The sequence below is a fragment of the Paenibacillus sp. GCM10023250 genome (assembly GCF_042653205.1).
Taxonomy (GTDB): Bacteria; Bacillota; Bacilli; order Paenibacillales; family Paenibacillaceae; genus Paenibacillus_Z.
Genome location: NZ_JBHSHY010000002.1, coordinates 166,922 through 193,098, shown reverse-complemented (window position 1 = coordinate 193,098; position 26,177 = coordinate 166,922). Strand labels below are relative to the sequence as shown.

Annotated in this window: 29 protein-coding genes; 1 reads left to right on the top strand and 28 read right to left on the bottom strand. The window is 59.9% G+C overall.

Going from position 1 to position 26,177, the window contains the following annotated elements:
• Entirely contained in the window at positions 1 to 1,035 is a 1,035-nt protein-coding gene (locus tag ACFPB1_RS03860) for a thiamine pyrophosphate-dependent dehydrogenase E1 component subunit alpha (protein ID WP_379222077.1), read from the bottom strand.
• Positions 1,036 to 1,164: 129 nt separating this feature from the next.
• The gene (lpdA, locus tag ACFPB1_RS03855) at positions 1,165 to 2,589 is read right to left on the bottom strand and encodes a dihydrolipoyl dehydrogenase (protein ID WP_379222075.1); all 1,425 of its coding nucleotides are present in this window, start codon (positions 2,587 to 2,589) and stop codon (positions 1,165 to 1,167) included.
• 169 nt (positions 2,590 to 2,758) lie between these two features.
• On the opposite strand from lpdA, the gene ACFPB1_RS03850 reads away from it, so the two are divergent.
• Positions 2,759 to 3,055: a DUF2627 domain-containing protein gene (locus tag ACFPB1_RS03850; RefSeq protein WP_379222073.1), complete on the top strand. Its 297-nt coding sequence runs from the start codon at positions 2,759 to 2,761 to the stop codon at positions 3,053 to 3,055.
• Between the two features lie 174 nt (positions 3,056 to 3,229).
• Here the strand turns inward: ACFPB1_RS03850 and clpP are convergent, their stop codons facing one another.
• The 26 genes from clpP to spoIIIAC form a co-directional block, all read right to left on the bottom strand.
• Complete coding sequence (gene clpP, locus ACFPB1_RS03845; RefSeq protein WP_379222071.1) at positions 3,230 to 3,823, bottom strand: ATP-dependent Clp endopeptidase proteolytic subunit ClpP; 594 nt, start codon at positions 3,821 to 3,823, stop codon at positions 3,230 to 3,232.
• A gap of 21 nt (positions 3,824 to 3,844) precedes the next feature.
• Positions 3,845 to 4,561, bottom strand: a complete 717-nt coding sequence (locus tag ACFPB1_RS03840; protein WP_379222069.1) for an RNA polymerase sigma factor — start codon at positions 4,559 to 4,561, stop codon at positions 3,845 to 3,847.
• A gap of 84 nt (positions 4,562 to 4,645) precedes the next feature.
• Positions 4,646 to 5,845 carry an MFS transporter gene (locus tag ACFPB1_RS03835; RefSeq protein WP_379222067.1) on the bottom strand — a complete coding sequence of 400 codons (1,200 nt, stop codon included), beginning with the start codon at positions 5,843 to 5,845 and terminating at the stop codon, positions 4,646 to 4,648.
• 113 nt (positions 5,846 to 5,958) lie between these two features.
• Positions 5,959 to 6,771: a sporulation transcription factor Spo0A gene (gene spo0A, locus ACFPB1_RS03830; protein WP_379222387.1), complete on the bottom strand. Its 813-nt coding sequence runs from the start codon at positions 6,769 to 6,771 to the stop codon at positions 5,959 to 5,961.
• Positions 6,772 to 7,082: 311 nt separating this feature from the next.
• Positions 7,083 to 8,408 carry a SpoIVB peptidase gene (gene spoIVB, locus ACFPB1_RS03825; RefSeq protein WP_379222385.1) on the bottom strand — a complete coding sequence of 442 codons (1,326 nt, stop codon included), beginning with the start codon at positions 8,406 to 8,408 and terminating at the stop codon, positions 7,083 to 7,085.
• A 122-nt stretch (positions 8,409 to 8,530) separates the two neighbouring features.
• Positions 8,531 to 10,231 carry a DNA repair protein RecN gene (recN, locus tag ACFPB1_RS03820; RefSeq protein WP_379222065.1) on the bottom strand — a complete coding sequence of 567 codons (1,701 nt, stop codon included), beginning with the start codon at positions 10,229 to 10,231 and terminating at the stop codon, positions 8,531 to 8,533.
• A 52-nt stretch (positions 10,232 to 10,283) separates the two neighbouring features.
• Positions 10,284 to 10,733: a transcriptional regulator AhrC/ArgR gene (gene ahrC, locus ACFPB1_RS03815; protein WP_379222063.1), complete on the bottom strand. Its 450-nt coding sequence runs from the start codon at positions 10,731 to 10,733 to the stop codon at positions 10,284 to 10,286.
• A gap of 17 nt (positions 10,734 to 10,750) precedes the next feature.
• Positions 10,751 to 11,212: a hypothetical protein gene (locus ACFPB1_RS03810; RefSeq protein ID WP_379222060.1), complete on the bottom strand. Its 462-nt coding sequence runs from the start codon at positions 11,210 to 11,212 to the stop codon at positions 10,751 to 10,753.
• Positions 11,213 to 11,420: 208 nt separating this feature from the next.
• Positions 11,421 to 12,239, bottom strand: coding sequence for a TlyA family RNA methyltransferase (locus tag ACFPB1_RS03805; protein ID WP_379222058.1), 819 nt, complete (start codon positions 12,237 to 12,239; stop codon positions 11,421 to 11,423).
• Positions 12,240 to 12,260: 21 nt separating this feature from the next.
• Entirely contained in the window at positions 12,261 to 14,162 is a 1,902-nt protein-coding gene (gene dxs, locus ACFPB1_RS03800) for a 1-deoxy-D-xylulose-5-phosphate synthase (RefSeq protein WP_379222056.1), read from the bottom strand.
• Positions 14,163 to 14,267: 105 nt separating this feature from the next.
• Positions 14,268 to 15,179, bottom strand: coding sequence for a polyprenyl synthetase family protein (locus tag ACFPB1_RS03795; protein WP_379222054.1), 912 nt, complete (start codon positions 15,177 to 15,179; stop codon positions 14,268 to 14,270).
• A complete protein-coding gene (xseB, locus tag ACFPB1_RS03790; RefSeq protein ID WP_379222052.1) occupies positions 15,176 to 15,448 on the bottom strand; it encodes an exodeoxyribonuclease VII small subunit in 273 nt (90 codons plus the stop codon). The genes ACFPB1_RS03795 and xseB overlap by 4 nt, the downstream gene beginning before the upstream one ends.
• Positions 15,449 to 15,451: 3 nt before the next feature.
• Positions 15,452 to 16,804 (bottom strand): exodeoxyribonuclease VII large subunit, encoded by a 1,353-nt coding sequence (gene xseA / locus ACFPB1_RS03785; RefSeq protein WP_379222050.1) that lies wholly within the window; start codon positions 16,802 to 16,804, stop codon positions 15,452 to 15,454.
• 10 nt (positions 16,805 to 16,814) lie between these two features.
• Positions 16,815 to 17,675, bottom strand: a complete 861-nt coding sequence (folD, locus tag ACFPB1_RS03780; protein ID WP_379222048.1) for a bifunctional methylenetetrahydrofolate dehydrogenase/methenyltetrahydrofolate cyclohydrolase FolD — start codon at positions 17,673 to 17,675, stop codon at positions 16,815 to 16,817.
• Between the two features lie 101 nt (positions 17,676 to 17,776).
• Entirely contained in the window at positions 17,777 to 18,229 is a 453-nt protein-coding gene (nusB, locus tag ACFPB1_RS03775) for a transcription antitermination factor NusB (protein WP_379222046.1), read from the bottom strand.
• A gap of 195 nt (positions 18,230 to 18,424) precedes the next feature.
• The gene (locus tag ACFPB1_RS03770) at positions 18,425 to 18,655 is read right to left on the bottom strand and encodes a DUF2273 domain-containing protein (RefSeq protein WP_379222044.1); all 231 of its coding nucleotides are present in this window, start codon (positions 18,653 to 18,655) and stop codon (positions 18,425 to 18,427) included.
• 11 nt (positions 18,656 to 18,666) lie between these two features.
• Positions 18,667 to 19,230, bottom strand: coding sequence for an alkaline shock response membrane anchor protein AmaP (amaP, locus tag ACFPB1_RS03765; RefSeq protein WP_379222042.1), 564 nt, complete (start codon positions 19,228 to 19,230; stop codon positions 18,667 to 18,669).
• Between the two features lie 153 nt (positions 19,231 to 19,383).
• Positions 19,384 to 19,791, bottom strand: a complete 408-nt coding sequence (locus ACFPB1_RS03760; protein ID WP_379222039.1) for an Asp23/Gls24 family envelope stress response protein — start codon at positions 19,789 to 19,791, stop codon at positions 19,384 to 19,386.
• Between the two features lie 126 nt (positions 19,792 to 19,917).
• Positions 19,918 to 21,288: an acetyl-CoA carboxylase biotin carboxylase subunit gene (gene accC / locus ACFPB1_RS03755; protein WP_379222037.1), complete on the bottom strand. Its 1,371-nt coding sequence runs from the start codon at positions 21,286 to 21,288 to the stop codon at positions 19,918 to 19,920.
• A gap of 57 nt (positions 21,289 to 21,345) precedes the next feature.
• On the bottom strand, positions 21,346 to 21,840 hold the full coding sequence (gene accB, locus ACFPB1_RS03750; protein ID WP_379222035.1) for an acetyl-CoA carboxylase biotin carboxyl carrier protein: 495 nt from the start codon (positions 21,838 to 21,840) through the stop codon (positions 21,346 to 21,348).
• A 229-nt stretch (positions 21,841 to 22,069) separates the two neighbouring features.
• Positions 22,070 to 22,822: a SpoIIIAH-like family protein gene (locus tag ACFPB1_RS03745; RefSeq protein WP_379222033.1), complete on the bottom strand. Its 753-nt coding sequence runs from the start codon at positions 22,820 to 22,822 to the stop codon at positions 22,070 to 22,072.
• 39 nt (positions 22,823 to 22,861) lie between these two features.
• Positions 22,862 to 23,500, bottom strand: coding sequence for a stage III sporulation protein AG (spoIIIAG, locus tag ACFPB1_RS03740; protein ID WP_379222031.1), 639 nt, complete (start codon positions 23,498 to 23,500; stop codon positions 22,862 to 22,864).
• 16 nt (positions 23,501 to 23,516) lie between these two features.
• Positions 23,517 to 24,236, bottom strand: coding sequence for a stage III sporulation protein AF (gene spoIIIAF / locus ACFPB1_RS03735; RefSeq protein ID WP_379222029.1), 720 nt, complete (start codon positions 24,234 to 24,236; stop codon positions 23,517 to 23,519).
• Between the two features lie 13 nt (positions 24,237 to 24,249).
• Positions 24,250 to 25,518 (bottom strand): stage III sporulation protein AE, encoded by a 1,269-nt coding sequence (spoIIIAE, locus tag ACFPB1_RS03730; protein WP_379222027.1) that lies wholly within the window; start codon positions 25,516 to 25,518, stop codon positions 24,250 to 24,252.
• Positions 25,519 to 25,523: 5 nt separating this feature from the next.
• Positions 25,524 to 25,919 (bottom strand): stage III sporulation protein AD, encoded by a 396-nt coding sequence (gene spoIIIAD, locus ACFPB1_RS03725; protein ID WP_090638100.1) that lies wholly within the window; start codon positions 25,917 to 25,919, stop codon positions 25,524 to 25,526.
• A 41-nt stretch (positions 25,920 to 25,960) separates the two neighbouring features.
• Positions 25,961 to 26,164: a stage III sporulation protein AC gene (gene spoIIIAC / locus ACFPB1_RS03720; RefSeq protein ID WP_090638103.1), complete on the bottom strand. Its 204-nt coding sequence runs from the start codon at positions 26,162 to 26,164 to the stop codon at positions 25,961 to 25,963.
• Positions 26,165 to 26,177: the final 13 nt, after the last annotated feature.

The following is a 26,177-nucleotide window of genomic DNA, read 5'->3' as shown; positions in this document are numbered from 1 at the left end:
TTAGCGCCCTCCTCTGCCTGCATCGTCGCCGTGATAGACGTGATACAGGATGTCTTCCGGCTCGGGGAACGGCGCTTTGTCGCCGTAGGCCGTCGCATCGTCGACGGCCGCTTTCACTTCTTGCTGCAGCAAGGCGTCGCGCTCATCGTCCAACACGCCGCAATCGATCAGATACTGCTTGAACTTCGAAAGGCCGTCCTTGTCGCGGTGCATCTCGATCTCTTCCTTCGTCCGGTAGGCCGTGTCCTCGTCGGACGTGGAATGCGGCGACAGCCGGTACATGACGGCTTCGATCAGCGTCGGCCCTTCGCCGCGGATCGCGCGCTCCCGCGCTTCTTTCACGGCGCCGTATACTTCAAGCGGATCGTTGCCGTCGACGGTGACGCCCGGGAAGCCGTAGCCGAGCGCGCGGTCGGCGATGCGGCCACCCACCTGCTTGTGCAGCGGCACGGAAATCGCGTATTGGTTATTCTCGCACAGAAATATCACCGGCAGCTTGTGCACGCCCGCCATATTGGCGCCTTCATGGAAATCGCCTTGGTTGCTCGAACCATCGCCGAACGTGACGAAGCTGACGAACTCTTTTTTCTTCATCTTCGCCGCGAGCGCGATGCCGACGGCATGCGGAACCTGCGTCGTGACCGGGCTCGAGCCCGTGACGATGCGAAGCCGTTTGGAACCGAAATGACCGGGCATTTGACGCCCGCCGCTGTTGGGATCGGCCGCCTTGGAGAAGAGGCTGAGCATCAGCTCGCGCAAGGTCATGCCGACCGAAAGTACGAACGCGTAATCGCGGTAATAGGGCAAAAAGTAATCCTGCTCGCGGTCAAGCGCGAAAGCGGCCCCGACCTGCGCCGCCTCCTGACCGATGCCGGAGACGTGGAATTTGATCTTCCCCGCGCGCTGGAGCAGAAGACAACGCTCGTCGTAACGCCGGCCCATCAACATCAGCTTATACATCTCGAGCACTTGTTCGTCCGTGAGTCCAAGCGCCGCATGCTTCGGCTGCTTGACTGCGGATTCGGATTGAGTCATGAGGTTCGCCCTCCTTTTAGCTGCTATTATAACCAGGTACTAAGACTTGCCTATACCCATTATAACCGACTTTGGGACAAAAGGAAATGCTGCCTCGTTTTGCCTGTTTTCCCCGCGGCGCGTTGCGCTTCAGATCGATAGCGCCTTCCCGTCGACGGCGAGCATCGCTTCGCCCAGCACCTCCGACAGCGTCGGATGCGGGTGAATGGCCTGCGCCACTTCCCATGGAGCAGCGTCGAGCAGCATCGCGAGCGACGCTTCCGACAGCAGGTCCGTCGCATGCGGGCCGACGATGTGGACGCCGAGCAGGTCGTTCGTCTTCGCGTCCGCGATCACTTTGGCGAAGCCTTCCGGCTCGCCGAGCACTTGCGCCTTGCCGATCGCCTGAAACGGCACCTTGCCGACCTTGATAGCATGTCCTTGTTTGCCGGCTTCGTCCTCCGTCAGGCCGATGGACGCGATTTCCGGCTTCGCGTAGATCGCCCGCGGAATGCGGGCATGCTCCGGCGCCTGCTCGGCGCCGCCGAGAATATGGCCGACCGCGACGATCGCCTCGTGCGCGGCGGCGTGCGCCAGCTGCATCCCTCCCGTCACGTCGCCGATGGCATAGATATGCGGCTCGTTCGTTTGGAAGTACGCGTTGACCTTGATCGCGCCCTTCTCGACGCGGACGTCGGTATTCTCCAGGCCGATGCCCTCGACGTTCCCTTGTCTGCCGACCGAGACGAGCAGCCGCTCCGCGGTCAAGATGACGGGCCCGTCGGCCGTATCCGCCGTAATGATACCTGTGCCGTCACTAAAGGTATACGTTTCCGGCTTCAATTGGATGCCGGTTAATATCCGTACGCCCCGGCGGCGCAGCTGCTTCGTTAGCTCGGCCGTAGCGTCGGCGTCCTCGCCGGGCAGCAGCCGTGCGGCGGATTCCACCAGCGTCACCTCGACGCCGAAGTCGATCAGCATGGACGCCCACTCCACGCCAATGACGCCGCCGCCGACGATGAGCATCGACTTCGGCAGCTTGTCCATCTCCAGCGCTTCGTCGCTCGACATGATCTGGCCTTCCACGGGCTCGAGCCCTTTCAAGTGGCGCGGCCGCGAGCCCGTCGCGAGGATGAGATGCGCCGGCACGACCGTCTCCATCTCGCCGTCCGCCAGCTCCACGGCTACGCTGCCGCTCTTGGGCGAGAAGATCGACGGGCCGATGACGGTCCCGCTCCCCTGAAGCACGGTGATGTCATGCTTGCGCATCAAGTATTGCAGGCCTTTGTACAGATTCTCGACCGTGCCGCTCTTGCGCTGCTGCACCTTGGCAAAATCGAGCGTCACGGTACCGTCCACCTGAACGCCGAACGTGTCGGCCTTGCGCAGCGTGGCGAATACCTCCGCGCTCCGCAGCAGCGCCTTGCTCGGGATGCAGCCTTTATGTAAACACGTGCCGCCGAGCTTCTCTCTCTCGATAATGACGGCTTTCTTCCCCGCCTGCGCGGCCTTGATGGCCGCCGTGTATCCTGCGATGCCTCCGCCGATGATGGCAATGTCGCACGCGATCGTCATGGTCGTTCCCCTCTCCATATGGTCAAGCTGGTCTACTCCCTATTGTACCTGTTTTCGTTCCGCGGGAAAACTCCGGCGGTTTTTCCAAATGGACAGCCCTGCGCGGAAAAGGTATGATGAATATCGTAGAAGCGTTTTTCCGCAAGGCAACGGGAGGGTTCAAACAGAAATGAAGCAAGTTCTCATTCGGTTCATCGCGGTTCTGCTGCTCGTGATTCCGGGTCTCGGCGCCACGTACGGTTTTCTGCTCATGAAAGATGCGATCTTTCATTTCTTCGCTTCCTTCGGAGACGATGCTTCAGTCGTTCATCCGTTCGAATGGTGGCGCTTTATCGCCGGTCTCGCGCTGTTTTTGCTCGGCGTCGGCTTTATCGGCGGCTGGACGTTCTTCCGCGACCGCAAGCGCAATTATGTCGCGCCCCGCTTCCGCAAGAAGCGTCCGCGTCCGCCGCGGCCGCAATCGTAATTTGACAATGGCTTACACAACATGCCGGTCCGTATCGGCGCGCTCCTCGCGCCCTAAGACGGCAGTGCAAAAGGGCAGGTTCTCCGCGGTGCGGAAAGCCTGCCCTTTTGCTTGCGCTATCGTTCGCGCATTTGCTTGCACATGGTTCCGCCTATCAACGGCCGGCCCTTCGCATCAGGAAGCAGCCCCGTTCGACGCGATGACGCGGTCGACGATGCCGTACGCCACCGCCTCCTCCGCGCTCATGAACCGGTCGCGGTCGGAGTCCCGTTCGATCTGCTCTACGGATTGTCCCGTATGGTGCGAGAGCAGCGCGTTGATTTTCGCCCGCGTCTTCAAAATCCAGCTGGCATGGATTTGAATATCGCTCGCCTGCCCCCTTGCGCCGCCGAGCGGCTGGTGGATCATGACTTCGCTGTTCGGCAGGACGAATCGTTTGCCTTTCGCGCCGCCGGCGAGCAGGATCGCCCCGAAGCTGGCGGCGAACCCGGTACAGATCGTCGAGACGTCCGGCTTGATGAACTGCATCGTATCGAAGATCGAGAAGCCCGCGGTGACGGAGCCTCCCGGACTATTGATATACAGTTGAATATCTTTCTCCGGGTCGTCCGCCGCCAGAAACAGCAGCTGCGCGACGATGGCGTTGGCCATATGGTCCTCGATCTCGCCGCTGACCATGACGATCCGGTCCTTCAGCAGCCGGGAATAAATGTCGTAGCTCCGCTCTCCCCGATTGGTCGTTTCGATAACGTAAGGCGTCAAATTCATGCGCATTCCCTCCTCGTTCGGTTACGCAGCAAACCGCATCGTAACGGACGAGGAGGAGGCGATATCCGAGGGCGCGAACCGCTGGCTAAGCCGGCTGACCGCTTCCACCGGGTCGATGATCTGCGCTTCGGCGTTCGCGAGGACGACGAGCGCTTGAGGATCGCCGTGCCGCACGGCGTTCACGTAGGCCGACAGCAAGCTTTCGTCGACGTCCGCCGCCGGCGCGCTCGGCTGATCCGGATCGCGAAACCGCGCCCCGAGCTTCAGCTTCTCGACGGCGATCCGCGCCCGGTGAAGCGCCGCCTTCACCGCGCCCTCGGACGTCGACAGCTTCGCCGCGACCTCGCCGTTCTTGAAGCCAAACAGTTCCTTCAGCAGAAACACGGTCCGCTGGAGCGGCGATAAATGACCGAGCAGCAGTCCGAGCATCGCTGTCAATTCCGCGGAATCGCCATAGAAACGGCTCAGGGCGGCTTCGCTGCGCTGCATGGCCGCGAGCGCGCGCTCGGCGCGTTTCTTCCGCCTCGATTGGTCGACGGCGATGTTTTTGGCTGTGCGGAGCAAATACGCCGTCGGATTCGGATGCGCCACCGACCCGTTCATGACCGGGAGCGCCCGCAGGCAGGTCTCCTGCACGAGATCCTCCGCGTCCCAGGCAGAGCGCGTCAGCGACAGGCAATATCGATACAGCGTGAACCGCAGATCTTCCACGGCCCCGGATGGCTGAAGTTTCGTCATGGGCATGCACCTCCTTATCCGTTTGGTTTGCTTACACTGCGTAAACGAACGGCCCTGTCAAAAGGATACGCAGGCGGGAACCCGTTATACGACCGAATTCGAATTGACGGCCGCTTCCCCGCCGGCGCTCCGGAACAGCGGCCCGAGCAGGGCGAACAGCGCAAACGCTCCGCCCAGCAGCAGGAACACGCTTTGGGTCGATACGTATTGTATGCTGGCTCCCCCCACGCTCGGACCGAGCAGGCTGCCGATACTGAAATGGATCGATGCGATGACGTTGGCCGACGGCAATAGATTCCGCGGAAGCACATCGCCCGCGTAGGCCAATCCGAGCGAGAAGAACGAACCGACCAAGCCGCCGACCAGCGACAGCAGGACGAACAACAACGGCACCTGGCTGCCGGCAAGCGGCACCGCGAAAAAGACCAGGCCCGCCGACAACGCGCAGCCCATCAGGACGCGTTTGCGTCCGATCCGGTCGCTCAGTATGCCGAGCGGGAACATGACGACCAGACTGCCGATGCCTAGAGCAGGCAGCAGCATCGATATCGTTTCTTTGCTGAGCCCGATTCGGAGCCCGTAGAGCGGAAAATTGCTGTTCATCGTCGATTCCAGCAAGCCGTACAGGATGGCCGGCAATAACGCGAACCATCCCAGACGATAAACCAGCCAAAAACGATTGCCGCTCTCGGCGGACGATTTCGCGGCTTCGGGGTACTCCCTGCCGAGCGGCAGCATGAAGAAGGCGACGAGCACGAACAGCGCCGCGTTCAGTGCGAATGGCATCCAGCTGGCTGCATTCGCCAGGTTAATGCCGATTGGGCCGAGGCTGAAGCCGATGCCGTAAGCCATGCCATAAAGCGAAATAACCCGGCCGCGGCGCTGCGGCGAAGCGCTGCTGACGATCCAGAGCTGCGCGCAGTAATGGAGCGCGCTGTCGCCGATGCCGACGGCGATCCGCAGAATGAACCAGATCCATAATGCGCCGGAGAAGACCGGGAACAGCAGCGTGGCCGTTCCCGCGAGCGCGATGCCCGCGAGGATGCCGGCCTTATACCCGAACCGGCGAATCGGCTTCTCGATAAAGAACATCATGCCGAATGTCCCGATATACAGCGCCATGGAGTTGAGGCCGTTCATATCCGACGAGACGCCTTGCTGCTCGAGAAGAATGGCAAGCAGGGGGAGCAGCAGCCCCTGATTGAAGCCCGAGATGAGCGTGACGGACAATAAGACGGTAAGTCGTTTCCACGAAGGAGCGGAAGTAGATGTCAACGATGCCACAAGAAAACAATCCCCCTAGATGCTTGAACAACGCGAAACGCCACTGCCCGCGAGTGACTCGCGGGAGCGGCGCTCCATCCAATCGAATGAATCGTTCGTAATAGCGTGTCGTTCTAAGATACTTTGTGTTCGATCCGCAGCTTGTCGGCGACCATCGCGATAAACTCGCTGTTCGTCGGTTTCGACTTGCTGATATTGATCGTGTAGCCGAACAAGTGGCTGATGCTGTCGATGTTGCCGCGCGTCCAAGCGACCTCGATCGCATGGCGGATAGCGCGTTCGACGCGGGAAGGCGTCGTTTTGAATTTCTCGGCGATCGCGGGATACAGCGTCTTCGTAATCGCGCCTAAAATTTCGATATTGTTGTATACCATTGTAATCGCTTCGCGCAAATATTGATACCCTTTGATGTGAGCGGGTACGCCGATTTCGTGAATGATGCTCGTAATATTGGCATCGAGGTTTTTTCCTTTGGCGATCGGAACGACGTTGGACTTCGTTGCCGAGGCGGACGAGGCCGAGGCGGTGTACGACGATGAGATAACCGTCGGATTGCCGACCAGCTGCCGGATGCGGTTCGCCAAAATTTCCATATCAAACGGTTTCAAAATGTAATACGACGCGCCCAGCTGAACGGCTTTTTGCGTGATGTTCTCTTGGCCGAACGCCGTCAGCATGATGATTTTCGGCATTTGCGGCAGATTCATTTCGCGCAGGCGCTCCAGCACGCCGAGGCCGTCAAGATGCGGCATGATGATATCCAGGATCAATACATCAGGACGCGTTTCTTCCAGAATGCGGAGAACTTCCTCGCCGTTATACGCGACACCCGTTACAGTCATATCGTTTTGTTCGGAAATATACTCGGAAAGCAGAGTCGTAAATTCACGGTTGTCATCAGCCAACAATACTTCAATTCTTTGCAAGGTATAGTCCTCCTTAGACTTAAATCCTAATGGTTGAGACGCAGCATCTTTACGTCTTTCCTGCTTGTTAAACATTTTCGACATGGGGTATAAAATTCCTTCTGTCGAATAATCTTTTTCTTTATTTTTTATTCGATGTGATTTATAATGAATAATTTATTACATGATGTATCATTGTTCGAAATTTTTCGACAAGTCATGATCTTGGACTTGTCCTATGTACAGCGAATGAACTTACGCAACTACCCGTTTCGTACATCTCCGACTTCCGCTACTACATATCCGCGAGAAGCAAAAAATCTTAAGGTGGCTTAGGCCGCCTTAAGATTTAAGTTCGTCGTCTTCAGCAACACGCCAGCATCCTGCAGCATCCACTCGATAAAGCAGCCATATCCCGACGTCGGGTCGTTAACGAATACGTGCGTCACTGCACCGATCAGTTTGCCGTCCTGTATGATCGGGCTTCCCGACATCCCTTGCACGATGCCCCCGGTTTGCTGCAGCAGGCGGCGATCCGTAATTTTGATGACCATGCCCTTCGTGGCGGGCGATTGCTGCCGGGTCACGTGCACGACCTCGACATTGAAACGCTCCACCTTCTGTCCGTTCACGACGGTGAGCAGCTGCGCCGGCCCTTCTTTCACCTCTTCCGCGAATGCAACCGGGATCGATTGCTGATTATAGCTGTGCGCGGGGAGCTCCCTCATTTTGCCGAATATCCCAAAGGACGTGTTGCGTTCGATATTGCCAAGCACTTTGCTTTCTTTGATGAAATGAGCCCGTTTTTCCCCCGGTTCGCCGTTCTGGCTCTTATTGATCGACGTCACGTTGGATTGAAGAATTTGCCCTTCGCCCACCTCGATCGGCGTCTGCGTGTCCATGTCGGTTATAACGTGCCCAAGCGCTCCGTAGACGCCTTGATCCGGCGCATAGAATGTCAGTGTGCCCACGCCGGCTGCCGAGTCGCGAATGTACAGGCCGAGCCGCCAGGCGCGGTCTTCCGCATCGTAGACCGGAGAAAGCTTCGTTTCGAACAATCTTGTGCCGCGTTTGACCGTCAGTTGAAGCGGTTTTTTGGCGGTACCGGCTTCTTCGGCCAGCTTGGCCACTTTATAAACTTCATTGACATAATTGCCGTTGATGCGCACGATCAGATCGCCGAGCTGCAATTTGGCCGTTTCGCCGGGAGAAACCTTCGTTCCTTTATCGTTGACGACTTGGTGATGGCCTACGACCATGATGCCCGCGGACTTCACTTTGACGCCGATGGTTTGTCCGCCCGGTATGACCCGCAGATCCGGTACGACGTTGACTTTGAGCGTCTTGAATGGAATTTTGCCGAATAATTTCAATTTGAGCGTTGTTTCGCCGCTGCTGGATGATTGAATCGTCACCGGCTTGTTTAAATTAATGGAGGTAGAGCGGCCGCTCGAACCGTTAATCTGAAGCAGCTGCGAATCGGATGTTACTTGCGCATGAACGGGCATACTGTAATCCAGCTGTTTCAATTGCCCCGAGAATAAGCGAACTTCATTCGGAAAGGCGGCGAAATGTTGGATTGGCGAGGATAGACCAAGCATGCAGACGATGATGACGAGGAATAAACCAAGCCACCGTTTCCGCTGATAGGCATTCAATGACTTCACGCTCCCTGCTGCTGAATCGCTTGACGAGAAAGGTGGTTCGCCATTTGCGTACCTATAAGGTATCCCTGCCCTTATTGTTTTATGTCGCCAAAAACATTCCCTGAATGGTTCTCTTATGCTCCCTTCTGTTTGTAAGCCAGGTCAAGCATTTCTTGCGCATGGTGGCGCGTTTTTTCCGTGACTTCCACGCCGCCTAGCATGCGCGCCAGCTCTTCGATCCGATTCGAATGGCTGAGTTCCGTTACCCGCGTCGAGGTCCGTTCCGACACGATGGTTTTGCGGATCTCATAATGATGTTCCGCCATGCAGGCCACCTGCGGCAAATGGGTAATGGAGAACACTTGGCACTGGCTGGACAATCGCGCCATCTTCTCCGCGATAGCCTGGGCGGCGCGGCCGCTTACGCCCGTATCGACTTCGTCAAAGATGAGCACCGGCACTTCGTCGATGGAAGCGAAGATCGTCTTTAGAGCGAGCATGATCCGCGACATCTCGCCGCCGGACGCGATTTTGCTGATCGGTTTCAGCGGTTCGCCCGGATTCGGCGCGATCAGGAAGACGGCTTCGTCGATGCCGTTCGAATGGAGTTTGTAGCCTTCGCCGACCGGCGACTGCTCTAATAGGACGCGGAACGTCGTCCGATCCATCTGCAGCTGGCGCAGCTCGCTCTCGATCGCCGTCGCGAGCCGCTCCGCCGCTTTGCGCCGCAAGCCGGACAGTTGAACGCCGAGCGCCATGCAGTCGGTCTGATGCTTGACGAGCTCTTGCTGGAGCCGGGCCAAATGCTCGTCACGATTTTCGATTTTGTCCGTCTCGGCTTGAATATTGCCCAGATAAGCGAGAATATCGGGAATCGACTCGCCGTATTTGCGCTTCAGGCTGTTGATCAGATCGATCCGGTCTTCGATCAACGTCAGCCGTTCCGGATCCGACTCCACGCCGTCCCGGTAATCGCGAAGCTGAAACACCGCGTCTTCGAGCTGGAAGAACGCCGACTGGAGCTGCTCCAGCAGCGGATCGAGAACCTGCGGATCGTATTCGCGGATATCGGTCACCTTGCCGACCGCTTTGCTGATCGCGTCGAGCCCCTTGTTGCCGTTCAACAGGCTATACGCCTCCGCTGCCGAATCCCGGCGCTTGACGGACGACATCAGCTTCTGGCGCTCCTCGGCCAAGTCCTCGTCCTCGCCCGGCTTCAGGCGAGCCGAAGCGATCTCCTCGATCTGGAACCGGTATAGGTCGAGCATCTGCATGTTTTGCCGCGTGGTCTCTTCCAGGCTCTTGAGCTCCGCGCGAACCTGCTCATAGTGTTTGTAAACGACGCGATAAGATTCCAGCGTGCCCTGCACCGCGTCGCCGGCATATGAATCCAGCCAATCCAAATGCTTCTCGGTCCGGAGAAGCGACTGATGCTCATGCTGGCCATGGATATTCACGAGGCATTCGCCAATCTCACGCAGCATGGACAGCGTGACGATATGTCCGTTAACGCGGCTGACGCTCTTGCCTTGGGAGGATAGCTCCCGCCGGACGACAAGACCTTCCTCGTGCGAAGCCCGCAGCCCGAATGTCGTCAAGGTCGTCCAGACCGGGTGTCCCTGCGGCAGCTCGAACATGGCTTCGATTTCGGCTTTGTCGCAGCCGTACCGGACCATGTCGGATGCGCCCCTGCCGCCGACGACCAGGCTGAGCGCATCGATCAGAATCGATTTGCCCGCTCCCGTTTCCCCCGTCAGAACATGAAACCCGTCATGAAACTTTACAGATACCTGCTCGATAACAGCCAAATTGCGAATAGACAGCTCGCGAAGCATCGTCGCTCTCCTCCTTAGCGAATTAGGTAATCGTTGATCGGCCTAGCGTGACTTAATTCATCAATCCGAGCAAGCGGTCTACAATCTCGGAGCTAAGCTCCTTGCTGCGGCAAATAATCAGAATCGTGTCGTCGCCGCAAATCGTCCCCATGACTTCGACCCACTCCATGTTGTCGATCATGGCGCAGATCGCGTTGGCCGTGCCCGGCAAGCACTTCATGACGACCAGGTTGTCTGTAAAATCGATATGCAGAAAATGATCGGACAACGTGCGCTTCAGCTTCGAAATGGAATGCGTTCGCGTCTCCTGCGGAATGGAATACTTGTACCGGCCGTCCTCGATGGGCACTTTGACCAGCTGCATTTCCTTGATGTCGCGCGACACGGTTGCCTGCGTCACTTGCAGACCCGTGTTGCGAAGCGAGTCGACCAAGTCGTCCTGCGTTTCGATGATTTGGTTCGAGATGAGCTCGCGTATTTTCATTTGCCGAACGCTCTTCATGTACATCCTCCTCTTGGTTAAGAACCGAATTTAAACGTTATGGTCCGTATGACGGACTCCTTGTGATCCACGAACAGGACCCCTTCGCATTTCGGCATCAGCAGCGCGTACACGAGCAGCCGGTCCCGTACGCCGCTGCCCGTCCAATCGATGGGCTTTCGCTCGCGCGCCGTCTTCACAATATAGTATTTGCCGTCTTTCTCGGCAATCAAGTCGATAAACAACCGGCTGTACAGCGTCGTACCGTCCAAATCGATCGTCAGCGGAACGCGGTACTTGCCGTGCGTCACCTCGTAGCCGGCCTTCTCGAGCAGCTGCACGTTCACGTCGTCTTCCATAACGTCATCCGTCTCGCTCAAGAGGAGCTTCGTGTTCAATCCCGGCGGCTCGTGCAGCCAGCGGTAAAAAAGCCGATACAGCCAGTAAACCAGCAGCGCGCCGGCGACGATCATGACCAGCCAATCCCCGTAGTCTCCCATGCAGGACCTCCCGCGATCGAAATGATTGCCACTGTACCATTTCGTGGCCCGCGGTCAAAATCCTGTCGAGGGGAACATATGAGTCCCGAACAAGTGTTTGCTTTTGTTCTTATCTTATCAAATAATGGGCATTATGCAAAGGGGGGTGAACCAAAAAATCAGCAAAAAAAGCCTTTCATGCGGCGTGATGCCTCACGAAAGACTTCTTCTAAGCGAATGCGGACGCGGCTTCCTCGACGAGCGAAGCGATCGCCGCTTCGTCCGGAACCGTCCCGGGACGACCCGGCTCCCACCGCCAATACGCCAAAAATTCGATATTGCCTTCGCCGCCCGTAATCGGCGAGAACGTCAGCCGTTCCAGCTCGTAGCCGATTCCAGCCGCAAACCCGAGCACCTGCTGCAGCACCTCCCGATGCGTAGCCGGCTCCCGGACGACGCCCGACTTGCCGACCTTCTCGCGCCCGGCTTCGAACTGCGGCTTGATGAGCGCGACGACGCGTGCTCCCTGTTCGAGCAGCGTACCGAGGGTGGGCAAAATCAATTTCAGCGAAATAAAGGAAACATCGATCGTCGCGAACGTCGGACGCGGTCCTTTGAGATCTTCGGGAACCGTGTATCGGAAATTGGTTCGCTCCATGACGTTCACGCGTTCGTCCTGCCGCAGCGACCAGTCCAGCTGGTTATAGCCGACATCGAGGGCGTAGACGTACGAGGCGCCGTGCTGCAGCGCGCAATCCGTGAATCCGCCGGTCGAAGCGCCGATGTCCAGCATGACCGCGCCTTCGAGGTCCAATCCGAATTGCTTGATCGCCTTCTCCAGCTTCAGGCCGCCGCGGCTGACGTAAGGATGCAGCGCGCCCTTGACCACGATGGAGGCGGTCCGCGGCACCTTCATGCCGCTCTTCTCGATGCGCTCGCCGTCCACGAGGACGAGACCCGCCATGAGCGCCGCCTTGGCTTTGACGCGGCTGTCGTAGTAACCCTGCTCGACGAGCAGCACGTCGATTCGTTCTTTTGCTATTGTCATCGGTTCGAAATCTCCTGTGTTCTATACCTGTCCGGTTACGCGCTTGCGCACCCGCGGAAGCAGCGTGCTCAGCTCCGTCGCGACGTGCTCGGCGGTCAAACCGACTTCCTGGCGCTGCTCCTTCACGGATCCGTGCTCGACGAAAATATCCGGCACGCCCATAATGCGGACATGCGCGCCGTCGCGGCGGTGCAGCGAGTAAAACTCCATCACGGCGCTGCCGAGACCGCCTAGCTCCGCCCCTTCTTCCAGCACGAGCATCGGCAGTCCTTCGTCCGCGATCCGGTGCAGCATCTCCTCGTCGAGCGGTTTGACGAAGCGGGCATTGACGACGCGAACGTTCAAGCCTTCGCGCTTCAGCAGCTCCGCCGCTTCCTCGGCGACCGGAATCATCGGGCCGATCGCGGCGATGACCGCGGATTCGCCCTCGCGCACCACTTCCCATGTGCCGATCGGAATCGGCGTCATCTCTTCGTCGATCGGCACGCCGAGCCCGTTGATGCGTGGGTAGCGGACGGCGATCGGGCCATCGTCGTAATCGATCGCGGTCTTCATCATCCGGCGCAGCTCGTTCTCGTCCTTCGGCATCATCAGCACCATGTTCGGAATGTGGCGCATGAATGCCATATCGTAAACGCCTTGATGCGTCTCTCCGTCCCCACCAACGAAGCCGGCCCGGTCGATCGCGAACACGACGTTCGTGTTCTGGCGGCAGATGTCGTGGACGACCTGGTCGTATGCGCGCTGCAGGAATGTCGAGTAGACGGCGAACACCGGCTTCAGCCCTTCCATCGCGAGCGCCGCGCACATCGTCGCCGCGTGCTGCTCGGCGATGCCGACGTCGATCATCCGGTCCGGGAACCGCTGGGCGAACTTCAGCAGGCCGGAGCCCCCGGGCATGGCCGGCGTGACCGCTACGATCCGTTCGTCATTCTCGGCCAGCTCCATCAATGCATCGCTGAACACCTCTGTATACATCGGCGGACCAACGACTTTGAGCATTTGACCGGATTCGATTTTGTAAGGAGTCGATACGCCATGCCACTTAAAGGAGTCCGCTTCTGCCGGCGAGTAGCCTTTGCCCTTTATCGTAATGACATGCACGAGCACGGGTCCCGGCACTCGGCTCGCCTGATCGATCAGCTCCGTGAGCTGATTCAAGTCATGGCCGTCGACCGGCCCGAAATACGTAAAGCCGAACTGCTCGAACAAAATACCGCTCACGAGCAAATACTTCAGACTATCCTTGAGCCGCTCCGCGGTTTTGGCCAGCCGGCCCCCGATCGCCGGAATTTTGTTCAGGAATTGGTTCAGCTCTTCCTTCGCCTTTTGGTAGTGGCGGTCCGTCCGGATTTTGCCGAGATAATGGTGCAGCGCACCGACGTTCGGGGCGATCGACATCTCGTTATCGTTCAAGATGACCATGAGGTTCTTCTTCTCGTGGCCGATGTGGTTAAGCGCCTCGAGCGCCATCCCGCCCGTCAACGCGCCGTCGCCGATGATCGCGACGACTTTGTTCTTCTCGCCTTTGAGGTCACGGGCGAGCGCCATGCCCATGGCCGCAGACAGCGACGTGCTGCTGTGCCCCGCCTCCCAGACGTCGTGCGGGCTTTCCGCGCGCTTGATGAAGCCGCACAGCCCTTTATATTTGCGCAATGTATCGAACTGATCCCTGCGGCCAGTCAGGATTTTATGGACGTACGATTGATGTCCGACGTCGAAAATGAACTTATCCTTCGGGCTGTCGAACAAATAGTGCAGCGCCAAGGTAAGCTCGACGACTCCCAGGTTGGGAGCCAGATGTCCGCCGGTCGCCGACAGCTTCTCGATGAGGAAGGTGCGGATCTCGCCCGCAAGCTGCTCCAGCTGCGCGATCGACAAGGACTTCAAATCTTTGGGCTCGTTGATATGTTCAAGCAACACGATGTTTCCTCGCTTTCCCGGCCATACAGCCCTCGTTAACCGACAATCGTCAAACGTGGCTAAATTATATCATAATTCGTGGCAGAAACACACGCGGCCGGGATTCTAGTGGTCTCGGCTCATCAAATAATCGGCGATCGCGAGCAGCGTATCCGGCGTCTCGAGGTTCGCCTCGACCAGTGCTTGCTTCGCCTCCTGCGTAAGCCGCACGACGAGCTTCTCGCTCTCTTCCATGCCGATTAAGTACGGATACGTCACTTTCCGCTCTTCCACGTCGCTTTGCACCGGTTTGCCCAGCTTCGCCGCGTCGCCGATCAGATCCAAAATGTCGTCTTGGATCTGGAAGGCCAGACCCAGCTTGCGCGCGAAGCGCTGCAGCGCTTCCAGCTGCTCCGGGGACGCGCCGCCGATCCGGGCGCCGGCCAGCACCGAGAACACGAGCAGATCCCCCGTCTTGTGCATGTGGATGTATTCAAGCTCTTCCTGCGACGTGATGCCCTGCTCGCCCTGAATATCCGCGGCTTGCCCGCCGACCATCCCCGGCACGCCGGCCAATCTGGCCAGATCCGAGACAATCGCGAGCACCGTCTCCGGCTGCGCGCCCAATGCGACGGACTGCGTAGCCGCGAAAAAGGCATGCGTCAGCAGCCCATCGCCGGCCAGAATGGCCATCGCTTCGCCGTAAATCTTATGATTCGTCGGCTTGCCCCGGCGGAAATCGTCGTCGTCCATCGCGGGCAGGTCGTCGTGAATCAGCGAATACGTATGGATCATCTCGACGGCGCAAGCGACCGGCATCGCAAGCTTGCGCGCGTGCTCCTCGCGCCCGACGGCTTCCGCCGCGCTCAGCACGAGAATCGGCCGCAGCCGCTTGCCTCCGGCCTCCAAGGAGTACATCATCGACTCGCGCAGCTTGGGCGGAACGTCCCATTCTTCCGGAATGGCGCCTCTCAGCGCTTCTTCGATTTCAAGGACGGACCGGTTCAAGTAGTCGTTCAGCGAAAGTGAAGTTTTCACCTGTCGTCCCCTCTGTCTTCGTTTGCGGGCGCAAACGGTTTTCGCTGCAGGCCGTTCTCGGATTCGATCAGCGTCTCGATCTTCCGTTCGACCTGCTCCAGCTTGGAGCCGCAAAGCTGGGACAGCTTCATGCCCTCCTGGAACAGCTCGATCGCCGTTTCGAGCGGAACGTCGCCGCTCTCCAGCATGCCGACGATGTCCTCGAGGCGCTCCATGGCGGCTTCGAAGCTGAGTTCCTCCTGTACCGCGACTTTTTCCTTCGCTGCCATCGCTTACGCCTCCCCTTTCATTGCCCATACCTGGCATTCCAGCTGGCCGTCCGTCACGTGCACCTTGACCAGATCGCCGAGCTGAACGTCCGCGACCGACTTGACCAGCTTCTTTCCCTGCTCGTCGTATACGAGACTATACCCGCGCGCCATGACTTTAAGCGGGCTGAGCGCGTCCAGCTGCCGCATCGAAGCGACGAGCTGCAGCCGCCTCGCCTTCAGGCCGCCGGCCATGCCCGCTTCGAGCCGCGCCGTCGCCTGCGTGAGCTGCTTCGCCGCAGCTGCCGCCCTGCTTCCGGGATGCGACCGGTTCAGCGCCGCCTGCAGGCGCGCGAATCGTTCGCCGTTCCGCTCCGACAGCCGGATCGCGCGATGCCGCAGCCGCTCCCGCAGCACGTCGAGCCGCTGTGATTGCTGCAGCACGTACCGGCGCGGATTCACGAAGACCGGCGAGCGTCGCGCGCGCGACAGCCGTTCTTTCCGGCTAAGGAGCGTCTGGCGCAGCACGTGCACGAGACGCGATTCGGTTCGGGCCAGCTGCGCCTTCAGCTCGTGCACGCTCGTCACCGCCAATTCCGCAGCGGCCGTAGGCGTAGCCGCCCGCAGGTCGGCGACGAAATCCGCGATGGTGAAATCCGTCTCGTGGCCGACCGCCGAGATGACCGGGATCAGCGATGCGGCGATGCTCCGGGCGACGGCTTCTTCGTTGAACGCCCACAGCTCCTCGAGCGATCCGCCGCCGCGGCCAATTATTAATACGTCGACCTCCGCCAATCGGTTCATCGTTTCGATCGCCCGGACGATCGACGGCGCGGCTCCCTTCCCCTGTACGGAAACGGGAAAAAGCAGCACCGGCACGGAAGGGTGTCGGCGCTGCAGCGTGATCAGAATATCGCGCACGGCAGCGCCGGTCGCGGAGGTAATGACGCCGATCGCCTTCGGGAATTTCGGAATCGGACGCTTGCGCGCCGGATCGAACAAGCCTTCGTCCTGAAGCTTGCGCTTCAGCTGCTCGTAAGCCATGTATAGGCTGCCGATTCCGTCCGGCTGCATCGTCGTGCAATAGAATTGATAATTGCCGTCCCGCTCGTAGACGGACACGTTGCCTCTGGCCAGCACCTTGGCGCCTTCCTTCGGCATGAAGGCCAGGCGCTGGTTATGGGAAGCGAACATGATGCATTTCAGCCGGCTGTCCTTGTCCTTCAGCGTGAAATACATATGGCCGCTGGAATGATGCGTGAAATTGGAAATTTCGCCGCGCAGCCAAACATCGCTCAGAAGATCGTCCGATTCCAGCTTCATCCCGATGTAGCGGTTGATTTCCTTAATCGAAAAGACGCGCGTTCGGTCAGCCATCGTACGAGATTCACTCCTTCGCCGCTTGCTGCCGCTTCGCGGCTTTCAGCGTGTTTTGCATCAGCATCGTAATCGTCATCGGGCCGACGCCGCCCGGTACCGGCGTAATGTAACCGGCGTTGTTCAAGACGTCGTCGTAATCGACGTCGCCGACCAGCTTGCCGGTATCGAGCCGGTTGATGCCGACGTCGATCACGACGGCGCCCGGCTTGACGTAGTCGCGGCCGATGGCGTTCGGCTTGCCGATCGCGACGACGAGAATGTCCGCCGTCTTGGCGATGTCCGCCATGTTGGCCGTACGGGAATGGCAAATCGTCACGGTGGCGTGTTCGCGGAGCAGCAGCATGGCGACCGGTTTGCCCACGATGTTGCTGCGGCCGATCACGACGGCGTGCTTACCGGCGATGTCGACGCCCGTCCGCTTGATCAGCTCGATGACGCCCGCAGGCGTGCACGGAAGCAGGCTGTCGTCGCCGATGACGAGATTGCCGACGCTGACCGGATGGAATCCGTCCACGTCCTTCTCCGCGCTGATCGCGTCGATGACGGCCTTCTCCTCGATATGCTTCGGCAGCGGGAGCTGCACGAGAATGCCGTTGATCGTGCTTTGCCGGTTCAGCTTGTCGATCAGGTCGAGCAGCGCTTCTTGCGACGTCGCGGTCGGAAGGCGATGCACTTCGGAGTAGAACCCGAGTTGATGGCAGGCTTTTTCTTTGTTGCCGACGTAAACTTGCGATGCCGGGTCTTCGCCGACGAGAACGACGGCCAGGCCCGGAACGATGCCTTTCGCCGCCAGCTTCGCCGTCTCCTCGGCGATTTCGATCCGGATGGCGTCGGAAATGGCTTTACCTTCGATGCGTTGTGCTGTCACTTCGATCACTCCTATGTAACGCCCCGAAGGGCTGTAGTATCGGAAACCCCTTACGCCGGACGGGCGCAAGGGGCTTGTCTCTCCATCGAGCCGGACGCGCCTCAAGCCTTCGGCTTAAGCTCGTCCAGCGCCTGCAGCAGGCGCCCGAGCACGCCGTTGACGAACTTGCCGGATTCGTCCGTGCCGAAATGCTTCGCCAGTTCGATCGCCTCGTTGATGACCGCCTTCGGCGGCGCGTCGTCCCGGAATACCAGCTCGTAGCAGGCGAGCCGCAATATCTGGCGGTCCACCCGCGACAAACGGTCCACCTGCCAGCCCGTCAAGTAATGCTGCAGCATGTCGTCTATCGCCGCTTTATGTTCCACGACGCCTTGAAGCAGGCTGCGGATATACTCGTCGACTTTGCCGACGTCCGCCGCGTCCGCCTCGATCTCGTTCTCGTCGTGGACCTCGTCCACCAGCATGTCCACGGCCGACGACGTCGTCGCCTCTTCGTTCATTTCCATTTGGTACAAGCTCTGTACCACGATTTCCCGTGCTAACCTTCGTTTCATCTGTTCTCTGACCGCTCCTTAAAATTCGTCAAGGCACCGTTCGCCGACCCTACTACCGGGCGGCGACCCGTCGTGCCGAAGCGAAATCCGAACGCAACCCCTCGCAGGCGAGGGGCAGATCGGATTTCAAATTATGATCTCCTCCCTGCCCCGAACGGCTGCCGCGTTGTCCGGGGTACGGAGGAGACCATAGCGTTATTTGAACGGCCGCCATCGCTCCGTCAGCCATTCCACGAGCTGCTGCCACGGAATGATCGGTCCCCGCTGGGCGTCCTTCATCTTACCGATGGCATAACCGGCCCATAACAGCAGGCCGAAAAACAGCATATCCCAAAAACCGACGATAAAATAAAGAAGCCCGAGAATAACGCCGACGGACACGCCGGCGATCCGTCCGCCATAGGTTGTCCAAATTTCCTTCCACATCGGCACCACCCCTATTCGACCCGGCTTTTAAAATTCGCGGTTTGGATGATGTTCGCCACGTAGACGGACACGCTCGCGACGGGAATGCCCGTGATTTCCTCGACATGGGATTTGACCGCGCGCTGAATGTCTTCCGTCAGCGTCGGAATGGAGCTTTCGCCGTCCGCGATGGCGCGCAGCGACACCTCGATGCCAGCCTCGCCGATGCGGATCCGCGCCTTCAGGTCTTTCACGCCGCGCTGGCGCGCGGCCGCCTTGAGCGCCAAATTCTCGACCGTGTCTAGCGAAATGCGGATGTCGCCGAACTCCGTCCGCTGATCGATCGACGGGGCGGACGCGTTACTCGGCCGAAGCGCAATATAGAAGAACCGCAAGCTGATGAGGAAGACGACCGCCGCCGCCGTGACGACCGTCACCTGCAGCCAGCGCATGTCGCCGTTGTACAGATTATGTACGAGATTGCTCAGCCACTCTTCCGGAAACCAATATACGCCCGCGCTGAACGCAACGGCCGCGACGGCCCCGATGGCGATACTGTAGAGAAACAACAGCAGCTTGTCCAACACTCTAATCAACGTCAGATGCCTCCTTGGGGCGGTTCTTCCCATCGAAATGCAAGCAGCGCCCGAAGACTCGGGCAGGTGCTCCCATTCGTAGATAAAACCCCCTAGCGCCGAGCGGCAAGCCCAACCACTAGGGGGTATGAGTCATTCGTGTCTACGAGAGGATTATTTGAGACGAAGCTGCGGGTCTTCCGCCTCGGTCTTCTCCGCGATTTTGAAATGAACGTCATGAATATGAACATTGACTTCGACGACCTGAAGCCCGGTCATCATTTCGATCGAGCGCTTGACGTTGCGTTGAATGTCCGAAGCGATCTCCGGAATCCGGTTGCCGTACTCCACGATAATGGACACGTCGACCGCCGCCTCGCGCTGCCCGACTTCGACCTTCACGCCTTTGGCCAGGTTCTTGCGGCCCAGAAGCTCGGCGATCCCGCCGGCGAATCCGCCGCTCATGCCCGCGACGCCTTGTACCTCGATCGTCGCGAGACCCGCAATGATTTCGATGACTTCGGGTGCGATTTGAATAGTCCCCATGTCCGTTCTTTCATAGTCCGCTGCCAGCGTACTCATGGTTATCCTACACCTCCCGTTAAGTTGCGCGCCTCAGCCGCCAGCCGATAGCTTATCCGCTTCTTATTCCTATACTATAGCATTCTGGCGGAAATATGACAAACGCCGCGGAACTTGTTTCACGGCCTATTCCAGCGCGAATTCTTCGGGGTTGTTGACGTCGTGCTCCTCGAGAAACTTGATATCGAAGTTGCCCTTCAGGAACATCGGATGGTTCAGCAGCTTCAGGTGAAACGGAATGGTCGTCCGGATGCCGTCAATCGCGAATTCCGAGAGCGCCCGCTTCATCCGCGCGATGGCCTCCTCGCGGGTCGGTCCCCACACGATCAGCTTGGCGATCATAGAATCATAGTGCGGCGAGATCGTATAGCCCGGATAGGCGCCGCTGTCCACGCGGACGCCCGGGCCGCCCGGCGCCAGGTAGAACTGGATCTGTCCCGGCGAAGGCATGAAGTTCCGCTCGGAGTCCTCCGCGTTGATCCGGCACTCGATCGCCCATCCGTTGATCTTCAAGTCGTCCTGCGTGAAGGAGAGCGGATTGCCCTCGGCCACGGAGATCATTTCCTTGATCAGATCGACGTTCGTGATCATCTCGGTCACGGGATGCTCGACCTGGATCCGCGTGTTCATCTCCATGAAGTAAAAGTTGCCGTCCGGCCCGAGCAAAAACTCGAGCGTGCCGGCGCCCGCGTAGTTGACCGCCAGCGCGGCGCGGACCGCTGCTTGCCCCATCCGCTCGCGAAGCGCCGGACTGAGCACCGGGCAGGGCGCTTCCTCCACGAGCTTCTGACGGCGGCGCTGAATCGAGCAGTCGCGCTCGAACAGGTGGACGGCGTTGCCGTGCTTGTCGGCCATGATTTGAATCTCGACGTGCTTCATGCCGGTCAAATATTTCTCGAGGTAAACGCCGGCGTTGCCGAAAGCCTTCTGGGCTTCCTGCTGCGCCGTCGTGATTTGGGAAACGAGCGATTCCTCGTCCTCGGCGATCCGGATGCCTTTGCCCCCGCCGCCCGCCGTCGCCTTGATGATGACAGGGTAACCGATTTCGCGGGCGACGCGCACCGCGTCGTCCAAATCCTCGACCAAGCCGTCCGAGCCCGGGATGATCGGCACGTCCGCTTCCTTCATGGTCGATTTGGCGACGGATTTGTCGCCCATTTTGCTGATGGCCGTCGGGGACGGACCGATGAAGGTCACGCCGCACGATTCGCAAATCTCCGCGAAATCGGCGTTTTCCGCGAGAAAGCCGTAGCCGGGATGAATGGCGTCGCAATTGGTCAGCGTCGCCACGCTCATGATGTTGGTCAGGTTCAAATAGCTGTCCTTGGACGCGACGGGACCGATGCAGTACGCCTCGTCCGCTAGTCGGACGTGAAGCGATTCGCGGTCGGCCTCGGAGTACACGGCAACGGTTTCAATGCCAAGCTCGCGGCAGGCGCGTATGATGCGAACGGCGATTTCGCCGCGGTTCGCGATCAGGATTTTGTTGAATTTCACGGGTAAAAGCTCCTCTCGTGTCCGATGTTTCCGGCGTCGTCCCGGTCCGGGAACGGCTTATTCCGGCTTGACAAGGAACAACGGCTGTCCGTACTCGACAAGTTGTCCGTTCTCGACGAGAATCTCGACGATCTCGCCGCGCACTTCCGCCTCGAGCTCGTTCATCAGCTTCATCGCTTCGAGAATGCAGACGATGGATTTTTCGTTAATGCGCTCACCTACGTTGACGTACGGCGGCTTGTCCGGCGAGGACGCGCGGTAGAAGGTGCCGACCATCGGCGATACGATCTGGTGGTAGCCGCTGTTCGCGGCGCCCGGGGCCGGAGCGGCCTGTCCCGCGTTCTGCGGCGCGGTTTGCTGCACCTCGACGATGGGCGGGGAAACCTGCGTATATGTAGGAACGAGAGGCGCGCCTTGCTGGACGTTCACCACTTCGGTTTTGCCGGGTTTGCGGATCATGAGACGCGCGCCGTCGTTTTCGATTTCGAGCTCATGGACCGAGGTCCCGTCGATTAGCTTGATCAATTCTTTAATCTCGCTCAGTTTAAACATCGTTTCACTCCTAAAAGTTTTTGCATCCTCGCTGCGGGACGCTTCGTGCTCGTTTATATGTAAGCGCTTCGTTCGCGGCCGCCGGAAGGCGCTTGTCCTCTCCGTGCCTGCGCATAGCAAATCATATTATAGCATAACTCCGGCCGAACACGAAGCCCCCAATTTGGACGGGCCCGGCACGGAAAAAGCCCCGGGCGCCGGGGAATCCGGCGCCGGGGCCCGCCCGGCGTCACTTCACGTACTGGATCGTCAGCTGGTCCGGCGTCAAGCCGAGCTCCTCGATCGCCGTCGTCAGGATGCTGTCCGCCTGGCTGCGCTCGAGCTTGTCGCTCTGCACGACGATCTTGTAGCGGTCGTTCGCGTCTGGGACAACGGCTGCGTTGCCGAACTGCTTCGAGAGCTCTTCCTCAAGCGCCGTGATCTTCGCGTTCTTGTCCTCCAGCAAGTCGAGCTGCTCCATCGAAGCGGCGGCGTCCTTGTCGCTCAGCTTCGTGTCCGACACTTGACCCATCAGCTTGTTGAATTCGTCGTAGTAGCTGTCGTCCCGCCGCTCCTGCAGCTGGCTGAACACGCTCGTCGCCACGCCGCCCGCTTCTGCCATTTCCTTCAGCACGTCTTCGTCCGACTTGGCCGCGTCCTTGCCGCCGCTTGCCGCGTTTTCCGCCGTGCCGCCGTTCGCGGCGGAAGCGCCGCCCGCAGCCTGATCGTCCGCGGAAGCGCTGTCCGCCGCCGCTTGGTCCGCCGCGTTGCCGGCATCCGCGCCGCCGTCCGTCACTTCGTTCGTGACGATGGCGTCGTTGCCGGCCGCCGAGCCGGATGCCTCCGTGGCGTCGCTCTTCGCGCCTTGCTGCCCCGCGCCGTCCGTCGTCACGATGTCGTTCGACGGCGTGCTGACGTCTTCCGTGAACAGGTAATACGCGGACAAAATCACCATCAAGCTGAGCATCGACACGAGCCAAACCGTTTGCCTTTTGTTATTCATTCCTGTACAGCCTCCCTTTTAATTGTAATCCTTTGGAATCTATTGATGCTTGCGGGGGATGACCGAGATTCGGTTCACCGCAACGTTGAGACCCTTCTCCACGGCGTCGATGATGAGCCTGCGCACCGTGCCGTTCTCCGCGCCTTGGGCGACGATGAGCACGCCCCTGATTTTCGGCTGGATCCGCTTGACGATGATCGGCGCGCTGTCGCCGTCCGTATCGTACAGGACGACATGTCCCTCTTTCGTGATCGAGGTGATCGTCCGTTTGCCGCCGTTCTTGTCCGTCTCGTTCGTAATCTGCTGCGCTTCCTTCTCGTCGATCTGCACGACCGCTTCTTCGGTGGAGTCGACGGTGACCATGACGTCCACGGGACCGACGCCGACGATGTGCTCGAGCATTTCCTTCAAGCGGCTTTCGAGCGGCTGCTCGATGGCCTCGAAGGGGTCGCTCGGGTCGCTCCCAAACTTCAACGCCGGCTCGCTGGGCGGCGCATTCGCCTGCGACTGATCCTGCTGCTGCTGCGGCACTTTCTGAAACGTCAGAAACGAATTGAGGAGCATCAGCGCGGCTCCGATGCCGCCGATGACGAGCAGCCAGCGCAGCGTGCGTACCCGCTTCGGTCCCCCGTTTCCTTTGCCGACGGTCGACTCCAGCCCGTCCAGCCATTTGGCCAACGTCGTCCCCCCCTTCCTATCGCGCGGCCGCCGCTTCCGGCGCCGGTTCCAGCACGTCGACGGCCGCCGGGTTGACGGACCAGCCTTCCCGCAGCGCCGCCCGGACCGCGTCCGCGGCCGCGTCCGAAGCGGGCTTCAGCGCCGCCTCGTCTGCCGGGGCGTTCCCGGGAGCCGCCGGCGCCGCGTCGACCTCCACGGCCACATCCTCGACCGGCGGCACCGCCCCGTCTTCGGCTTCGCCCGCCGTCCCGCCGTCATCCGGGCCGCCCCGCGGTTCCCGTGCGAGCGTAACCCGGACGCCGCCGATCCCCGCGGGCTTCCCGTCCTTGCCCGCCGCCACCCGCACGTCCACCGCCGTCACCGCCAGCCCGGTCGCCTGCTCGATGCCCGCCTTCATCGCGTCCGCCAGCTGCCGCTCGGCCAGCGCCGCCGCCGATGCGGCGTCGTTTCGCTTCAGCTTCTCCGCCTCCTCCTGGATGTCTTGAAGCGTCGGCATGCGCAGCTCCTTCGCCGATCCCGCCTGGGCCCATTCCCGCACCTGCGCGTCCAGCTTGGCGCTGAAGTCGCCCTGCAGCACCCGGATGATCGGGGTCAGGATCGTCAGCAGGACGATCAGGCCGGCCACCAGCCGGACGTACCGCTGCATCGCCTTGTTCGGGAGCAGGAGGTCGATGAAGCCCGCCAGCAGCACGACCGCTATGATTTGCTGCAGCCATACGGCCAGCCAGGTAAGCATGCCATCGCCTCCGCTACTTCATCATGATCGCCGCGTTGCCGGCCGTGAGAATGATGGTGATCGCCAGGAAGAACATGAGTCCGACCGCGGCCAGCGCGGCGAAGACGTAAATCAGTGTTTTGCCGATGGTCTGCAGGCAGCCCACGATCGGGCTGTCGCCGAGCGGCTGCATGACCGCAGCGGCGACGTTGTAGATGAGCGCCAGCGTGATGATCTTCACGGCGGGGAAGGCGCACAGGAACAGGATGATGACGACCCCCGCGATGCCGATGGCGTTCTTCACGATCATCGACGCCGACAGGACCGTGTCCGCCGCGTCGGAGAATGTCCGCCCGATGACCGGTACGAAGTTGCCGGTGACGAACTTGGCGGTCCGCATCGTCACCCCGTCGGCTACCGACCCCGTCGCCCCCTGCACCGAGATGACCCCGAGGAACACGGTCAGCATGACGCCCATCAGCCCGACGCCGACGTTGCGGAGCACGTTGGCCAGCTGCGTGACTTTGAACCGGTCGGACAGCGCGCTCGCGATGTGCAGCACGGCGGAGAAGAACAGCAGTGGGAACACGATCGTGTAGATGACCGAGCCGACCGCGTGGATCATGAACACAATCAAGGGATGGAGCACCGTGACCGTTACCATGCTGCCCATCGTCGCGAGCAGCGTCAGCAGCAGCGGGACCATCGCCATCATGAACTGGATCATGCCGGTGATGGCGTCCTTCGCGTACCCGATCGCGACGTTGAAGCTGTTGACCGCGAGTACGATCATGACCATGTAAGTGATGCTGTACGCCACTTTGCTGACCGTGTTGCGCTCGAACGCCGTCTGCATCGTCTCCAGCATCATGCTGAACACCGTCAGAATGACGATCGTCACGAGCAGCTTCCCGTTGTAGAGCACCTCGTGCAGCATGTACCGCAGCAAGCCGGACAAAACCGTCGTCAGCTTCAGCCCTTCCCCGCCCGGCATGATCATCTCGATAAAGCTCGGGACGTCGCGGTCGGGGAAGAAGCCGCCGTACTCGTTCATCAGCTTGCTCCAGTAGCTCTCCACCGCCTCCGTATCGATGCCGTTCAGCTGCTCGTCCGTAATATGCTTGTTGACTGCCTCCGCCTGCCGCTCGTCCGGTTCGGACGCGGCCGGGGCACCGTCCGCCTGCGCCCCGTTCGCCGCCGGTTCATTCGCCGGCTCCCCCGACGCGGCAGCCGGCAGCAGGATAAGCAGCCCCCACAAGAGCAGCAACGGAAAGACGATGCAGCTGATGGCGCGCTGCCGCATAAGCTTCAACTCCCTATCGGCAATAGGCCGAGCACGGTTTCGACGATGACGCTGATGATGGGGACGGCCATGACGAGAATGAGAATTTTGCCCGCGAACTCGATTTTGGAAGCGATGCTTTCCTGGCCGGCGTCCCGGACGATCTGCGAGCCGAATTCCGCGATGTACGCGATGCCGATGATTTTGAGCACCGTCTTCAAGTAGATGGACGGAATGCCCGAGCGGTCCGCGAGCTGCTCCAGCACGCCGATGACCGTCTCGATCTTGCCGATGACGAACAGGAAGATGAAGAGCCCCGTGAACGCCGCCAGGAGGAACGCGAACATCGGCTTCTGCTCCCGCACGACGAGCACGAGCACGGTGGCGACGAGCCCCAGGCCGACTATCTGGATGATCTCCATACCCTACTCACCGTCCCGCCCTCATGCGTTTGCGCCGGTTTTCATTGAAACAGGAAGATCGTCTTGATCTCCTGGAACAGGTCGTTCAACAGCCGGATGACCATAAACAGGACGACGACAAAGCCGATCAGCGTTACCCAATGCGCCATGTCTTCCTTGCCCATCTGCTTCAGCACCGTATGAATCATGGCCGTTATGATGCCGATCCCGGCAATCTGGAAAATGGCGCTCACATCAATGTTCATGCTTCCGGCACCC

What these genes read in the sequence shown, in the direction of transcription:
- ACFPB1_RS03860 (WP_379222077.1), bottom strand. Translation starts at nt 1,035, where the DNA reads ATGACTCAATCCGAATCCGCAGTCAAGCAGCCGAAGCATGCGGCGCTT.
- ACFPB1_RS03745 (WP_379222033.1), bottom strand. Translation starts at nt 22,822, where the DNA reads ATGAATAACAAAAGGCAAACGGTTTGGCTCGTGTCGATGCTCAGCTTG.
- recN (WP_379222065.1), bottom strand. Translation starts at nt 10,231, where the DNA reads ATGCTTCGCGAGCTGTCTATTCGCAATTTGGCTGTTATCGAGCAGGTA.
- lpdA (WP_379222075.1), bottom strand. Translation starts at nt 2,589, where the DNA reads ATGACGATCGCGTGCGACATTGCCATCATCGGCGGAGGCATCGCAGGA.
- spoIIIAC (WP_090638103.1), bottom strand. Translation starts at nt 26,164, where the DNA reads ATGAACATTGATGTGAGCGCCATTTTCCAGATTGCCGGGATCGGCATC.
- xseB (WP_379222052.1), bottom strand. Translation starts at nt 15,448, where the DNA reads ATGGCAGCGAAGGAAAAAGTCGCGGTACAGGAGGAACTCAGCTTCGAA.
- spoIIIAD (WP_090638100.1), bottom strand. Translation starts at nt 25,919, where the DNA reads ATGGAGATCATCCAGATAGTCGGCCTGGGGCTCGTCGCCACCGTGCTC.
- ahrC (WP_379222063.1), bottom strand. Translation starts at nt 10,733, where the DNA reads ATGAAGAGCGTTCGGCAAATGAAAATACGCGAGCTCATCTCGAACCAA.
- clpP (WP_379222071.1), bottom strand. Translation starts at nt 3,823, where the DNA reads ATGAATTTGACGCCTTACGTTATCGAAACGACCAATCGGGGAGAGCGG.
- ACFPB1_RS03760 (WP_379222039.1), bottom strand. Translation starts at nt 19,791, where the DNA reads ATGAGTACGCTGGCAGCGGACTATGAAAGAACGGACATGGGGACTATT.
- accB (WP_379222035.1), bottom strand. Translation starts at nt 21,840, where the DNA reads ATGTTTAAACTGAGCGAGATTAAAGAATTGATCAAGCTAATCGACGGG.
- ACFPB1_RS03805 (WP_379222058.1), bottom strand. Translation starts at nt 12,239, where the DNA reads ATGACAATAGCAAAAGAACGAATCGACGTGCTGCTCGTCGAGCAGGGT.
- ACFPB1_RS03810 (WP_379222060.1), bottom strand. Translation starts at nt 11,212, where the DNA reads ATGGGAGACTACGGGGATTGGCTGGTCATGATCGTCGCCGGCGCGCTG.
- ACFPB1_RS03850 (WP_379222073.1), top strand. Translation starts at nt 2,759, where the DNA reads ATGAAGCAAGTTCTCATTCGGTTCATCGCGGTTCTGCTGCTCGTGATT.
- xseA (WP_379222050.1), bottom strand. Translation starts at nt 16,804, where the DNA reads ATGGCTGACCGAACGCGCGTCTTTTCGATTAAGGAAATCAACCGCTAC.
- spoIIIAE (WP_379222027.1), bottom strand. Translation starts at nt 25,518, where the DNA reads ATGCGGCAGCGCGCCATCAGCTGCATCGTCTTTCCGTTGCTGCTCTTG.
- nusB (WP_379222046.1), bottom strand. Translation starts at nt 18,229, where the DNA reads ATGAAACGAAGGTTAGCACGGGAAATCGTGGTACAGAGCTTGTACCAA.
- spoIIIAF (WP_379222029.1), bottom strand. Translation starts at nt 24,236, where the DNA reads ATGCTTACCTGGCTGGCCGTATGGCTGCAGCAAATCATAGCGGTCGTG.
- ACFPB1_RS03770 (WP_379222044.1), bottom strand. Translation starts at nt 18,655, where the DNA reads ATGTGGAAGGAAATTTGGACAACCTATGGCGGACGGATCGCCGGCGTG.
- ACFPB1_RS03840 (WP_379222069.1), bottom strand. Translation starts at nt 4,561, where the DNA reads ATGACGAAACTTCAGCCATCCGGGGCCGTGGAAGATCTGCGGTTCACG.